Here is a 14,568-nt window from a genome sequence, read left to right on the forward strand (position 1 = left end):
GAAGCCCCGAAACGGCACGCACCGTTTCGGGGCTCTTTTCTGGCTTTCCAGTCGGCTTCAGGGCCTGCGTGCCGGTCTCTCAGGCGCGTTTTTCCTCGAGAAAGCGCGACTGCTCGGAGACCACATATTGACCGCGATTAATCTTGGCGATCTTCCCCTGCCGCAGGAGTTTTCCAAAGCTGCGCATCCGGTCCTCGCGCGAATAGCCTGCCCCTTCCTCCAATGCGGTCACCTTGCGCATGATCTGCGGCGCGGTGAAATGCGGCTGCTGCTCGATCTGTGCGGTGTAGGCGGCTGCGGCCTCCAGAAGATCGGCCAGACCACGCGTCCCCGCACGGTCCGCAAATTCGGCAAAGCTGGTTGCCCCCCCTTGCGGGAGACTGTCCTGAATGTCCTCCGCAGCGTCATCGATCTGCTGCGCAATCTCGGCGGTGGTCACCCGACGCGGGCGGATCGCCTCTTCCGCCGCTTTGGCCGTGGCCGTGGGATCATCCACCCGCTGCTCCGATACCAGCACCAGCGGTGCCTCACGACGCGGCTCGGCGGCCGTTTGCACCGCTTCCGGCGCTTCGGGGCGGTTGTCGCGATCCTCTCCGGCAACCGGACGGCGCGGGCGCACCGCACGGTCGAGATCCTCGCGATAGGCTTTCGTCTCGTCGGGCTGGGCTTTCTCGCCTTTCAGACGGCGCTCTGCCACCGTCGCAGCCACTGCGGCTTTCAGATGCGCAATCGCCGACAATCTGCGCCGGTTGTCACGCCCTGCAAACTGGGTTTCGGCCTCTTTCATCAGACGCGAGACATCCGCCTCCGAGGCCCCTTCCCCCATGCCCGCCTTCACCACAGCCGGCTCCGCCACGGGCTCCTCTGCCGCAGCCTCGGCGGGTTTGTCATCGGCGCGGCGGCGGCGCAGGATATCGGTCAAGCTGGGGCCACGCCGCGGCGTGACCTTGGCCGCATCCTCGGGCTCTTGTGCCCGCTCTGTCTCGGCAGATTGAGGCGCGGGCTCTTCGACCGGCGCGGATGCCTCGTCAGCGTCGCCCGCAGGAACCTCTTCCCCCGCATCCGCAACCTGATCCGCAGCCTCATCTGCAAGCAAGTCGGCGATTGCGGCTTCGCTTGCATCCTCTTCGGGCATCCGCGGCTGCGGCACCACCTCTTGCGGGGGCAGGTCTGCCGCCTCTTCGGGGACATCCAGCTCGGCCAAGGTCTTGAGCAGATCTTCCTCATCCTCGGGCGAAAGATCGGCCCCCGGCAGATCATTGGTCGGCACATTCGGCAAGGCTGCGGGCATAGCAGGCGCAGGCTCTTCTGCCGCAGGGGGCGGGGCAACGCGCCGCACCTTGATCACGCGGGTCCGAAGCTGCGGACGCACAGGGCGCGGCGCGGCCTCTGCAGCATCGTCCTCCGTAACCTCCGGCGCGGCAGGGGCTTCAACCGTCTGCGGCGTGTGCTCGGCATCCTCCGCCGTTTCTTCCAAGGCCGAAAGCTCTGCTGCCAGACGAGCTTCAGCTTCACGGGCTTCAGCTTCACGGGCCTCTGCTTCACGGGCCTCTGCTTCACGGGCCTCTGCCTCGCGGGCCTCAGCTTCGGCTTCAAGGGTTTTGGCCTTGGCTTCGGCTTCGGCTTTGGCCGCTGCTTCGGCCTCTTCGGCTGCCTTTGCCTCGGCCTCGGCTTTCGCGCGGGCCTCTGCCTCTGCCGCCTGCGCAGCCTGCTCTGCGGCAACCCGTGCGGCCTCTTTTGCGGCTTTCGCTTCTTCCGCAGCCAAACGCGCGGCCTCTGCCTCTGCCTCTTCGGCCTGTCGCGCCGCCTCCTGCAGCGCCTCGGCCTCGGCACGGGCAGAGGCTTCCAGCTCGTCGGGCGAGGTGCGGTCGCTCTCGGCCATCTGTGTCAACTCGTCATCCGATACCGGCCCGGAAATATCGAGCGGATCGCCAAATCCCCCTTTCCCGATATAGTCCTGATCCTCCGGCACACCGGCCAGATCTTCCATGAACTCGGCTCCCGAAAGCTCCGGAGCCTCAGCCGCCGCGGCCTCCGCTTTGGAACGGGCCACGACATCGCGGATGCGCGCCAGCTTCGCAGCCACAGACTCCTCCATCCGGGCCGCCATCGGCGCAGGCGTTTTTAGAGGTGTTTGCACGGGCACCTGAACTGCCGCGGCCTCTTCCGGCGCGGCGACAGCAGCCTCGGGCTTCTCCGGTGCCAAGGACCTGGCGGCGACAGAAGGCACAGAGCCCGTTTCCGAAGCACGCAGAATCACCCCGTTTTTCTGGATCTTGGCATCAACGCGGCGCTGGATCTCGCGCTCGGCAATCCGGTGCAGCATCTCCGCATCGGGCTGGGGAGGCTCGGCACCGAAATATCGGTCCTCGGCGGCGAGGTCGCGGAAATATTCCGCAATCGCCTGCATCGTCTGGAACGGCTCGTCAAAGCCCTCAAGCGTGCAGGAGAATGTCCCGTAAGAAACAGTGAGAATCTTATTTGCACCGACCATTTGCTCGCCTCTTTGGACTTCTGTTCGGCTAACCATGTTTCGAAATTGGTGCCATTCAGTGAACGAATAATGGCAATTACAAGGAATTTTACCTATTCAGAGGCCAATCCAGCGCCCCTGACAGGATCAAATAATGACGGAATCGCCTGTATTATCAAGAAAAACCGGCATTACGCTGCTGGGTGGCGGGCAAATCGACCCTCGGGACGTTTACCATGCCATGACAATCGCGCCACATTTGGTCGCGGCAGATGGCGGCGCAAATCAGGCCTTGGCGCTGGAACTGATGCCCGAAGCCGTGATCGGCGATATGGATAGCTTCGATCCGGCCCATCGCGGCAGAATCACGGCAGAACGGCTGCACCACATCGCCGAACAGGACAGCACCGATTTCGGCAAATGCCTGCGCCTGACACAAGCCCCTTTCTATCTGGGGCTCGGCTTTACGGGGCGGCGGCTCGACCATACGCTGGCGGCCCTGTCGGCGCTGGCCCACCCGCCACGCAAAAAGATCATCCTGATCGACGCGGAAGATATCGTGTTCTGCGCGCCACCGGAAATGGCTTTGACCCTGCCGGTCCAAAGCCGCTTTTCCCTTTATCCGCTAGGCCCCTCTGCCGGAACATCCACGGGGCTACGCTGGCCCATCGACGGCCTGACGCTGGAGCCTTGCGGCCAGATCGGCACCTCGAATGAAGTCACAGGGCCCGTCACCTTGCAGATGACAGGCCCCTGTCTGGTCCTTCTGCCCAAAACCGCCCTTGGCGAAGCGCTAAGGGCGCTGGGATGCGTATGATCAGAGCTTGGACAGCTTCGATTGCAATTCGGAAAGCTGTTTCTTGATCTTTTCCAGTTCCTCGCGGTCCTCGGAAGCGGCGGGGGCTTCCCGCTCGGGGCCGGTGCCCGCTTTGGGCCAGCCCCCCATCATCGTCTGCAAGAACGCCTGCTGCTGTTTTTGCAGCGCCTCGAACCCCGGCATGGAAGCAATCGGCATACGGCCCATATTCTCCATCATCTGGGACTGGCCCTGACGCAGCATGTCGAAACTTGCCGCCAGAAACTGCGGCACAACGCTTTGCGCCGAACTGGTGTAAGAGCGCACGAGATCGGTCAGCACATCCACCGGCAGAACGCTCTCGCCGCGGCTTTCATGTTCGGCAATGATCTGAAGAAGATACTGGCGCGTCAGATCGTCGCCCGACTTCAGATCGACAATCTGCACCTCGCGGCCATCGCGAATGAAGCGGGCAATATCTTCCAGCGTCACATAATCGCTCGTCTCCGTATTATACAGACGACGGCTCGCGTAGCGTTTGATCAGTAGAGGCTTTTCCGCATCGGCCATGATGATCCTCCCCAGGATATCGTATGAAACGCTATCATGAGGCGCAAATGCCATAAAATCAATAAGAAAGGGGCGAGCCGAAGCCCGCCCCTAAGTCCGTTCCCTGACTGGGAGGATCTTGCCAGAGACCCGGGAGGAAGAGATTACTTCGCGGTCGCTGCTGCGGTGGTCTTTTTCGCAGCCGAAGTTGCCGAAGACGTTGCCGATTTCATGGCAGCGGTGGCATCTTCCGAGAAATCCTTGCCGGCGGCCAGCATCAGTTCGACGGTTTCCATCTGCACTTTTTTCGCAACTTCTGCGAAAGCGGCGATGTTTTCCGACGCGATTTCTGCCGAAGCCGACGCGAAGTCGCTGACAGCTTTAGCATAGTCTGCCGGTTCGGATTTGGTGGTTGCGATATCGCTCATTTTGGCGAGCGTTTCTTTGGTCCATTTTGCCGAAATCTCGGTCGATTTCTCGGCAGCATCCAAAGCCACTTTGGACATTTTCTCACCGAAAGCCGCTTGCGCTTTGAAGCCCTCTTGGAACTTCGACATGTCCATCGGCATCGAGGACATCATATCTTGCATAATCTTGGTGAAATCTTGGGTAGTTGCGGCCATTTCGTCGCTCCGATCTGAGATAGAAGGGCCAGGGGTTCGGTCTGCGCGGCCCTATTCGCTACAATGAAGAGTATATGCTGCGGCGCAGAAAATCAAGTCTTTTATGCTGCGTTGCAGAAAATTTACACTAGGTAAAGCACAGGACAAGTCTTAAACCACTCGGAAAAATTTTCACAACAAAATTGTCTCGCGAACGTAACTTCCGGGGGCATCCGCCACAATTTCATGCCCGCCTGCTCCGGGCACGCGCGCGGCAACCTGCCGCCCCGACCGTCCGGCCAGCCATTCGGACCAGCGCGGCCACCACGTGCCTTCGTGATATTCGGCAGCCGCATGCCAGTCGTCGGCATCCTCGATCGGGGCCGGACTGGTGTAATGGCCGTATTTCTTCTTGTCGGGCGGATTCACGATCCCTGCGATATGGCCCGATTCTGCCAAGACGAACTGTTTGTCTTTCGACCCCATCTGCGCCACCCCCCTGAACGAGGCACGCCACGGCGCGATATGGTCGGTCTCGCAGGCAATCGCCATAAGCGGCACATCAATATCAGCCAGTCGCAGATCCTCGCCCAACAGGGTAAAGGTCTCCTCGGCAAAGCGGTTCTGCTGGCACAGGCCGCGCAGATATTCCATTGCCATCTTGCCCGGCAGGTTGGTCGCATCGCCGTTCCAGTAAAGCAGATCGAAGGCGGGCGGGGCCTCGCCCATCATGTAGCTGCGGATCGCCGGACGCCAGATCAGGTCGTTCGAGCGCAGGAAAGAGAAGGTGCGCGACATGAAATAGCTCGAAAGCACACCGTCCACACGGCACTGCACCTCCAGCCCGTCCACGAAATCATCCTGCAAGAACGAGACAAACTCCCCCTGATCGGAAAAATCGGTCAGTGTCGTGAAGAAGGTCGCGCTATTGATCGAATGATCACCGCGCTTTTTCATCAAAGACAGCGTCAGCCCCAGAGTGGTGCCCGCGATGCAATAGCCGATTGCGTTGATTTTGGCGACGCCGGTCTCCTGTTTGACCTGCGCAATGGCCTCCAGATAGCTGGCGACATAATCGTCAAAGCCCACATCGGCAAAGCTGGCATCGGGGTTTTTCCAGCTCACGACAAACACGCTGAACCCTTGCTCCACCGCATAGCGGATGAAGCTGTTCTGCTCTTTCAGATCCAGAATGTAGTATTTGTTGATCCAGGGCGGGAAAATCAGCAAAGGCGTGCGATACACTTTCTCGGTGCGCGGCGTGTACTGGATCAGTTCGAACATGCGGCAGCGGTAGATCACTTTGCCCTCGGTCGTGGCCAGATTGCGCCCGACCTCGAAGGCGGTGCGGTCTGCCAATGTCACCAGCAGATCGCCGTGATTGCGCTCGACATCATGCACGAGATTCTCCAATCCCCGCACCAGACTTTCGCCTTCGGTTTCGATGGCGCGTTCCAGCGCGTCGGGATTGGTGGCGAAGAAATTGGTGGGGGCCATCATATCCACCAACTGCTTGGTGAAGTATTTCAGCCGCTTGCGATCTACATCGGCAAGGCCCGGCAGGGCGTCGGTGCCCTCGTCAATGGCCCGCGAGGCGATCATATATTGCTGTTTGACGAAGTTGAAATAGGGATGGGTCGTCCAGAGCGGATTGGAAAAGCGCTTGTCCTCGGGACCCGGATCCTCGGGCGGACGGAAGCCTTGCGTGGCAAGAGCATGCGTGGCCTGAATATAATGGCTCATCGCATCGCCCCAGTATTTCACCTGCGCTTCGAGAATCTGAGCCGGCTTATCCGACAATTCCCGCATCAGCGCCGCGGTCGTCGACATATACAAATCGACGCCGGGTCCTTCCAAAGAGGGATTCGGCATGCGCCGATGGCTTAACGCATCGACAAGTCGCTGCGAAAGCTGTTCTATCTTTGCAAGATTTTCCTGCATTTTCTGCGATGCAGCAGAAACCTGCGCCTCCCCTGTTGTCATGCCTTCTCGCTCCTCCTATCCTTTTCCCAACCATAGACCTCTCTTCTCTAGGGTAAAGCGGGCATTCAGCAGATTTTCACCTCAGGCGTGTGAAATGTCCGGACTGGTCGGCCAAAGGAGCGACACGATGAAAGGCATCTACAGCTACGATCTGATGGAGAGCATCAGAAACACCAATGAATGGATCGGCGCCTCCGCCCGTGCCATCGCCTCTTACCCGGTGTTCGGCCTCTCGCCCAACCCCGCTTTCCGCATCATGGAATCATGGGGTGCGGTGACCGAACGCAGCTTCTCGCGCATGGTCATGAAACCCGACTGGGGCATCCGTGCCATCGCCGCTGCCGACGGGCGCGATCACATAGTGGAAATAGAAACCCTGATGGACAAGGCCTTCGGGTCGCTTGTGCATTTCAAGGTGCAGGGCCGCGACCCTATGCCGCGCCGCATCCTGCTGGTGGCCCCGATGTCGGGCCATTACGCGACCCTGATGCGCTCGACGGTCATCTCGCTGATGCCCGATGCAGAGGTCTATGTGACCGACTGGAAGAACGCGCGCGACATTCCGGTCAGCGAGGGTAAGTTCGACGTCGAGGATTACACCCGCTATCTGGTCGATTTCATGCGCAAGCTCGGCCCCGATATCAACGTGATCGCGGTCTGCCAACCGGCCCCGCTGGCACTAGCCGCGACCGCCTATCTGGCCGAGGAAGACCCCAAGGCGCAGCCGCGCACCCTGACGCTGATCGGCGGGCCGATCGACCCCGATGCCGCCGATACCGAGGTCACCGATTTCGGACGCCGCATCACGATGGGCCAGCTGGAACATAGCGTGATCCAGCGCGTGGGCTATCGTTACAAGGGCGTGGGCCGCATGGTCTATCCCGGCCTGATGCAGCTTGCCTCTTTCATCTCGATGAATGCCGAGACCCATGCCAAGTCCTTCTTCGACAAGATCATGGCCGATGCGAAAACCGGCCCTGCCGAGCGTGACCGCCACAACCGCTTTTATGATGAATATCTCTCCGTCATGGATATGACGGCGGAATTCTATCTTTCGACGGTGCAGCGGATCTTCAAGGGGCTGGAAGTGGCCCGCAACCGGTTCAGCATCGATGGCAAGAAGATCGATATCGGCAAGATCACCACAGTGGCGGTCAAAACGGTCGAAGGCGAGAAAGACGATATCTCCGCCCCCGGTCAATGTGTGGCGGCGCTGGATCTGTGCACCGGCGTGCCCGACCATATGAAAGGCCAGCATCTGGAGCCGAATGCCGGCCATTACGGCATTTTTGCAGGCGGCGCATGGCGCAACAATATCCGCCCGATCGTGCTGAAATTCATCGACGAGCATGCCGCGCCAGAAGATGCGGATCGCGAGATCAAGGGCAATAGCGCGGTCACTCCGATGGCACCGCGCAAAGCTGCGGTCCGCAAGGCGGCGGCCTCCGAAACGGCAGCCCCCAAGGCGGCGACCCGTCGCGGGCGCAAACCCGCCGCTTCCAAAACCGAGGCCCCCAAAACCAAGCCCCCCGAAACCAAGGCAGAACCGGCAAAAACCGCGCCGATCAAAGAGCTCGCCAAAGAGGCCGCGCCTGTGGCGGCCCCTGTCGCTGCAGCGCCTGTAGTAACCGCCATGCCGGCACCTGTGGCACAGACCGTCGCCCAGAAACCGGAGGGCGCAGCCGCAGCGCCGCAAGCCGCTCCGGCCACCTCTGCCACCAAGGCGGCAGACCCGCTTCCTGCCGCAAAGGCCGAGGGCAACAAATCCTGAGACAGCCTCGACCATAACTCCATAGAAAGGGCGCGCCACACCGCGCCCTTTTTTTACGCCCTAGGCTTCACGGCTTGGGGAGGTTTCCCCCGAAGGCAGGCCGATGCTGCGGGCCCGCTCTGCCGCCGCATCCAGCCCCTCAAAAAGCATCCTGCGCAGCGGCGCGTCGCGCAGCACCTGCAACCCCGCCGCTGTCGTGCCGCCATAGGCAAGCATATCCCGCACATGGGCCGAGGCGGTGGCGGGCTGGTGCGCCATCATCTGCCCCGCCCCTAGAAAGAGCTGACGGATCGCACGGTCCGCCACCGCCTCTGCGACCCCGCGCGCGACCAGATAGTCCTGCATCATTTCGGCAAAAAGCGCGACAAATCCCGGCACCGGGCCGGTCAATGCGGTGAAAAGCGCCAGAAGCTCTTCGTTCTCCAGACGCTCCGCCTGCCCCAAAGCCCCCAGAAACGTCCCGACCTGCGCCATGCCGCGCGCGCTCAGCCCTGCCCCCGCCACCCAGGGCGAATAGGCAAGCCCCTGCTCTGCCGCCGGACTGGACATCGCACGGGCCAGTTGGGCCTCGGGGGCGATCCGTGCAAGCTGGGCCAGATCTATTCCGGCCATGACCGACAGAACCGGCTTGCCCGCCAGATCAAGACGCAATGTCCGCGCCTGTGCGGGCGGCAGCAACAGCACCGCCAGATCGCATCGCGCCGCAAGCTGTCGGTAATCCTGCATCAGGGCAACCGCTTCCAGCCCCTCTGGCAGCGGTTGCTCCGAGCGGCTGAAAACGGTGATATTCCGCGCCGGCATCCCCGCGCGCATCAGCCCCAGCCCGAAAGCGCGCCCAAGCATTCCCCGCCCTCCGACAAGCGCCACTCTCATATCCTGCATTCGCGTCCTCCCTGGTCTGGCGGCCAAATCATGCGGGCGCATCGCCTGCCTGCCGCCCGTCCTGCCAGCCCACGAAAAAACCGGCGCCTTTGCAAGCGCCGGTTCTGGTCTGAAAGCGTCCGGGCGGGTTAGTTCAGGCCACCCAGACCTGCCGGAGCCGGAATGCCCAAGCTGGCATCCCCGCCCTGCGGCGGCGTGGCGGGTTGGCCCGTAGGCGCACCCGGCATGCCCAGCGGCGGCAGGCCAAGCGGGTTGCTATCACCGCCCGAAGGCGCCCCGCCCAGCGGCGCAAGGCCGCCCATTCCGCCAAGACCCGGCATATCGGGCAGCTTCATCTCGATCGTCGACGGATCGATAGTCGGCCCTTTGTAATGCATGACCATCTGCGGGAAGGCGATTACCAGCCCGATCATCGCGATCTGGATGAACAGGAAGGGCACCGCCCCCCAATAGATTTGCGAGGTCTTCACCGGCGCAATCGTCTTGCCGGTGATCCGGTCGAGATAGGGCACTTTCGGCGCGACCGAGCGCAGGAAGAACAGCGCGAAACCGAAGGGCGGGTGCATGAAGGAGGTCTGCATGTTCACGCCCAAGATCACGCCGAACCAGATCAGGTCGATCCCCATGGCTTCTGCCGCAGGGGCCAGAAGCGGCACGATGATGAAGGCCAGCTCGAAGAAATCGAGGAAGAAGGCCAGGAAGAACACCATCACCGAGACCACCAGCAGGAAGCCAAGCTGGCCGCCCGGAAGCGAGGTCAGCAGATGCTCGACCCAGAGGTGCCCGTTCACGCCGTAGAAGGTCAGCGAGAAGACCCGCGCCCCAAGCAGGATGAACATCACGAAGGCCGACAGACGCGTGGTCGAGGTCAGCGCGTCACGCACCACATCCAGCTTCAGCCGCCCCTTCATCGCCGAGAGGATCAGCGCGCCAACCGCGCCCATCGCCCCACCCTCGGTGGGCGTTGCCACGCCAAGGAAGATGGTGCCAAGCACGAGGAAGATCAGCGCCAGCGGCGGGATCAGCACGATCACCACCTGTTGCGCCAGACGGCTCATCAGGTTGGTCTTCAGCCCGCGATCGGCCAGCGCGATGACATAGGCCACGATCACAGCGGCAAAGACCGCCAGAATGCCCGCATCATTGGCCGCGTGATTGGTCGCCAGATAGAGATCGGTGCCATAGAAGACCGCGCCCGCGATCGCCAGCACGACAACCAGCGACATGACACCAGAGCCCAGCGTACGCGCCTCTTTCGGCAGCGCCGGCATGGCGTTCGGGCGGATGATCGACATCACGAAGACATAACCCAGATAGAGCCCCATCAGGATCATACCGGGGATCAGCGCGCCTTTATACATATCGCCGACGGACCGGCCAAGCTGGTCGGCGAGGATGATCAGCACCAGCGACGGCGGGATGATCTGCGCCAGTGTCCCCGAGGCGGTAATCACCCCCGAGGCGATCTTGCGGTCATAGCCGTAGCGCAGCATGATCGGCAGCGAGATCAGCCCCATCGCGATCACCGAGGCCGCAACGACCCCCGTGGTTGCCGCCAGAAGCGCGCCCACGATGACCACGGCATAGGCCAGACCACCGCGCACGGGGCCGAACAGCTGACCGATGGTGTCCAGCAGGTCTTCCGCCATGCCGGATTTCTCCAGCATCAACCCCATGAAGGTAAAGAAGGGAATGGCGAGCAATGTCTCGTTCGACAAGACCCCCCACATCCGTTCCGGCATCGCGTTGAGAAGCGGCCAGCTAAGATGGATCGAGCCGCCCGACATCGGCGCCAGATAGACCCCGATCACAAAGAACAGCAGACCATTGGCCGCCAGCGAGAACGCCACCGGATAGCCCAGCAGCAGGAAGATCACCAGCGAGGCGAACATGATGGGCGCAAGGTTCTGCGCGATAAGCTCCATCAACATTACAGAGCCTCCTCTTTCACGACAGGCTCATCGGACATATCGCCGTGGCTGGACTGACCCGCATGCGGGTCTTCGGTCAGACCGCGCAAAATGGCGATCTTCTTAATAATTTCTGCGATATTCTGCGCAAAGAGCAGCACGAAGCCGATCAGGAGCAGAAGCTTTGCGGGCCACAGGATCAGCCCGCCCGCATTCGTCGAAACCTCGCCCGAACGGATCGACAGCATCACATAGGGATAGAGGAAATACAGCATCAGCGATGTGAACGGCAGCAGAAAGAAGACATGGCCAAACAGGTCGATCCAGTTCTGGGTGCGCCGTTTCAGCGCGCCATAAAGGATATCGATCCGGATATGTTCGTTCTTTTGCAGGGTATAGGCCGCCGCCAGCAGGAAAGCCGCCCCGTAAAGATACCATTGCAGTTCAAGCCACGCATTGGACGAGACACTAAACACCTTGCGCACCACCGCATTGACCGCGCTGACAAGGATTGCCAGCAGGATCAACCATGACACAGATTTTCCGATGAATTCATTCACGCGGTCAACAGCCCGCGCGAATGCCAACATGGCACCCATAAGTTTCCTCCCTCACATCGGGTCCCGATGGGCAGGACCGCACTATGACACCCCCCCTCTTGGTGCAGACAGCCGTCTCAGGTCAAGGGGAATGCCTAAATCTGGTGAGATTAATTGACCACTTTGCACTTTTACCGCAACCAATCGGGCCGTTTGCTCCCCATTCAGGCGCATACCTTCCGATTACCACGTCCGGCGCCGTTTTACACCCATTCGCCGCCGAGCGCGTGGCCTTTCTCCGAATCTGCCGCAAATCCGCCCGCCCAGCCGTGGTCAATTTGCGATTGTTCCGACAAGACCCGGCATTTACGCAATAAAGAACCGAATTATATGCCCGCAGAGTTACTTTATTTCCGATTTTGAGATTGACGGCCCTTGCGCGGGGACATAATGTGCCAGCAACCACAGTGAAAGGACTAGCGATGAACTCGCTCCTCGTCGTCATTAGAAGGAAGCGCATGGGCCGTTAAGCGGTTAGACCATGATGGTTCCCATGCGCCCCCGCCACAGGTCGGGGGCTTTTTCGTATCGACACACTGGGTTGGATTGGAACGGGCCCGATATTGGGCAATGGATGGAGTATGCGATGTCACGGCAGATGACTGGCGCGAAAATGGTGGTTCAGGCGCTCAAGGATCAGGGTGTCGAAGTTATCTTCGGCTATCCGGGCGGCGCTGTCCTACCGATTTATGACGAGATTTTCCAGCAAAACGACATCCGCCATATCCTTGTCCGCCACGAACAGGCGGCGGTCCATATGGCGGAAGGCTATGCCCGCTCGACCGGCAAGCCGGGCGTGGTGCTGGTCACCTCTGGTCCCGGGGCGACGAATGCCGTCACCGGCCTGACCGATGCGCTGCTCGATTCCATCCCGCTGGTGGTTCTCTCGGGTCAGGTTCCGACCTTCCTGATCGGCACCGACGGTTTTCAGGAAGCCGACACCGTGGGCATCACCCGCCCCTGCACCAAGCATAACTGGCTGGTGAAAGAGACCGAGGAACTGGCCGCGACCCTGCATGAGGCCTTCCATGTGGCAACCTCGGGCCGTCCGGGTCCGGTGCTGGTGGATCTGCCGAAAGACGTGCAATTCGCGCTTGGCACCTATTCCGAGCCGAAACAGGTGGATGTCAGCCATTACGCCCCCAAGGTGAAGGGCGATATCGAGGCGATCACCAAGCTGGTCGAGCTGATCGAAACCGCCAAGAAGCCCGTCTTCTACACGGGCGGCGGCGTGATCAACTCGGGCACGGCGGCAAGCCAGCTCTTGCGTGAACTGGTCGATGGCACCGATTTCCCGATCACCTCGACGCTGATGGGTCTGGGTGCCTATCCGGCCTCGGGCAAGAACTGGCTGGGCATGCTGGGGATGCACGGTCTCTACGAGGCCAATCTGGCGATGCATGACTGCGACCTGATGATCAATATCGGCGCGCGTTTCGATGACCGGATCACCGGCCGCGTGGCGGATTTCTCGCCCGAGTCCACCAAGGTGCATATCGACATCGACCCCTCCTCGATCAACAAGATCATCCCCGTGCATCTGCCGATCGTGGGTGATGTGGGCCATGTGCTGGAAGACGTGCTGAAGGTCTGGAAGGCGCGTGGCCGCAAGACCAACAAGGAGGCCGTGGCCGCATGGCACAAGCAGGTGGACGAATGGCGTGCCGTGCGCTGCCTTGCCTATACCGGCTCGGAAAAGACCATCAAACCGCAATATGCGCTTGAGCGCCTGCAGGCGCTGACCGCCGACCGCGACCGCTATATCACCACCGAAGTGGGCCAGCACCAGATGTGGGCTGCGCAATATCTGCATTTCGACAAACCGAACCGCTGGATGACCTCCGGTGGTCTGGGCACCATGGGCTATGGGTTCCCTGCCTCGATCGGGGTGCAGATCGCGCATCCGGAGGCGCTGGTGATCAACGTGGCCGGTGAGGCCTCGTGGCTGATGAACATGCAGGAAATGGGCACCGCCTCGCAATTCCGCGTGCCGGTCAAGCAGTTCATCCTGAACAACGAGCGCCTCGGCATGGTCCGCCAGTGGCAGGAGCTGCTGCATGGCGAGCGCTATTCCTCCAGCTGGTCCGAAAGCCTGCCCGATTTCGTCAAGCTGGCCGAGGCTTTCGGCTGGAAAGGGATCGTCTGCGACAACCCCGCCGATCTGGATGATGCCATCATGGAGATGCTCAACCACGATGGTCCGGTGCTGTTTGACTGCCTTGTCGAGAAGCACGAGAACTGCTTCCCGATGATCCCCTCGGGCAAGCCGCATAACGAGATGCTACTGGCCGCCGATGCGCAGGCCTTCAAAGAGGGCGCAGCCCTCGTGTAAGCCTGATCGGGCGGGTCCGCCCCGCCCGAGCGCTGAAATGCATGGATTGAAAGGAGACAGGCTATGGCCGCTCTGAACATCAAAAAGGGCTCGACGAGCCATTCGGCCTATGACCTACGGGATTTCCATTCCGAGGTCGTGCAAAGCCACACGCTGGCGCTGATCGTGGAAAACGAAGCGGGCGTTCTGGCCCGTGTGATCGGGCTGTTTGCCGGTCGCGGGTATAATATCGACAGCCTCACCGTGGCCGAGATCGACCATAAGGGCCACCGTTCGCGCATCACCATCGTGACCCGCGGCACCGTGGCCGTCGTCGAACAGATCAAGGCCCAGCTTGGCCGCATCGTGCCGGTGCATGAGGTGATCGACCTGACCATCGAAGGTCAGGCCGTTGAACGCGAACTGGCGCTGATCAAGGTGGTGGGCGCGGGCGACAAGCGTATCGAGGCGCTGCGTCTGGCCGAGATCTTCCGCGCCAATGTGGTGGATTCGACGCTGGAGAGCTTTGTCTTCGAGATGACCGGCGCGCCCGAGAAGATCGACGCCTTTGCAGAGCTGATGCGTCCGCTGGGGCTCAGCGATGTGGCCCGCACCGGTGTTGCGGCGCTGTCGCGCGGGATCTGACCACCGCGTCGACCACCGCGTCACTGGCCCCGAAATACACAAAGGCG

At 61.2% G+C, this 14,568-nt stretch carries 10 protein-coding genes and 1 pseudogene; 4 read left to right on the top strand and 7 right to left on the bottom strand.

Annotated features, from left to right (window positions below):
• Positions 1-79 precede the first annotated feature (79 nt).
• The gene (locus RPE78_RS01870; RefSeq protein ID WP_406721077.1) at positions 80-2,494 is read right to left on the bottom strand and encodes a hypothetical protein; all 2,415 of its coding nucleotides are present in this window, start codon (positions 2,492-2,494) and stop codon (positions 80-82) included.
• 133 nt (positions 2,495-2,627) lie between these two features.
• On the opposite strand from RPE78_RS01870, the gene RPE78_RS01875 reads away from it, so the two are divergent.
• Positions 2,628-3,290, top strand: a complete 663-nt coding sequence (locus RPE78_RS01875; RefSeq protein WP_339107830.1) for a thiamine diphosphokinase — start codon at positions 2,628-2,630, stop codon at positions 3,288-3,290.
• Here RPE78_RS01875 and phaR read toward each other — a convergent pair whose 3' ends face one another.
• The 3 genes from phaR to phaC all read right to left on the bottom strand — a co-directional run bounded on the left by phaR (position 3,291) and on the right by phaC (position 6,403).
• Positions 3,291-3,839 (bottom strand): polyhydroxyalkanoate synthesis repressor PhaR, encoded by a 549-nt coding sequence (gene phaR, locus RPE78_RS01880; protein ID WP_406721078.1) that lies wholly within the window; start codon positions 3,837-3,839, stop codon positions 3,291-3,293.
• Between the two features lie 143 nt (positions 3,840-3,982).
• A complete protein-coding gene (locus RPE78_RS01885) occupies positions 3,983-4,441 on the bottom strand; it encodes a Phasin (protein WP_339107832.1) in 459 nt (152 codons plus the stop codon).
• A gap of 171 nt (positions 4,442-4,612) precedes the next feature.
• Positions 4,613-6,403: a class I poly(R)-hydroxyalkanoic acid synthase gene (gene phaC, locus RPE78_RS01890; protein WP_339107833.1), complete on the bottom strand. Its 1,791-nt coding sequence runs from the start codon at positions 6,401-6,403 to the stop codon at positions 4,613-4,615.
• Positions 6,404-6,530: 127 nt separating this feature from the next.
• Here phaC and phaZ point away from each other — a divergent pair.
• A pseudogene (gene phaZ, locus RPE78_RS01895) lies at positions 6,531-7,772 on the top strand (polyhydroxyalkanoate depolymerase); the annotation flags it as partial.
• A gap of 462 nt (positions 7,773-8,234) precedes the next feature.
• Here the strand turns inward: phaZ and RPE78_RS01900 are convergent.
• The 3 genes from RPE78_RS01900 to RPE78_RS01910 all read right to left on the bottom strand — a co-directional run bounded on the left by RPE78_RS01900 (position 8,235) and on the right by RPE78_RS01910 (position 11,565).
• Complete coding sequence (locus tag RPE78_RS01900; RefSeq protein WP_406721079.1) at positions 8,235-9,056, bottom strand: pyrroline-5-carboxylate reductase family protein; 822 nt, start codon at positions 9,054-9,056, stop codon at positions 8,235-8,237.
• Positions 9,057-9,184: 128 nt separating this feature from the next.
• The gene (locus tag RPE78_RS01905; RefSeq protein ID WP_406721679.1) at positions 9,185-10,984 is read right to left on the bottom strand and encodes a TRAP transporter large permease subunit; all 1,800 of its coding nucleotides are present in this window, start codon (positions 10,982-10,984) and stop codon (positions 9,185-9,187) included.
• A gap of 2 nt (positions 10,985-10,986) precedes the next feature.
• Complete coding sequence (locus RPE78_RS01910) at positions 10,987-11,565, bottom strand: TRAP transporter small permease subunit (RefSeq protein ID WP_339107835.1); 579 nt, start codon at positions 11,563-11,565, stop codon at positions 10,987-10,989.
• A gap of 586 nt (positions 11,566-12,151) precedes the next feature.
• On the opposite strand from RPE78_RS01910, the gene RPE78_RS01915 reads away from it, so the two are divergent.
• Both RPE78_RS01915 and ilvN read left to right on the top strand, forming a co-directional pair.
• On the top strand, positions 12,152-13,897 hold the full coding sequence (locus RPE78_RS01915; RefSeq protein WP_406721080.1) for an acetolactate synthase 3 large subunit: 1,746 nt from the start codon (positions 12,152-12,154) through the stop codon (positions 13,895-13,897).
• A gap of 63 nt (positions 13,898-13,960) precedes the next feature.
• Positions 13,961-14,521, top strand: a complete 561-nt coding sequence (gene ilvN, locus RPE78_RS01920; protein ID WP_339107837.1) for an acetolactate synthase small subunit — start codon at positions 13,961-13,963, stop codon at positions 14,519-14,521.
• The last annotated feature ends 47 nt before the right edge of the window (positions 14,522-14,568 follow it).

The organism is Thioclava litoralis (genome assembly GCF_045278885.1).
Lineage (GTDB): Bacteria > Pseudomonadota > Alphaproteobacteria > Rhodobacterales > Rhodobacteraceae > Thioclava > Thioclava litoralis.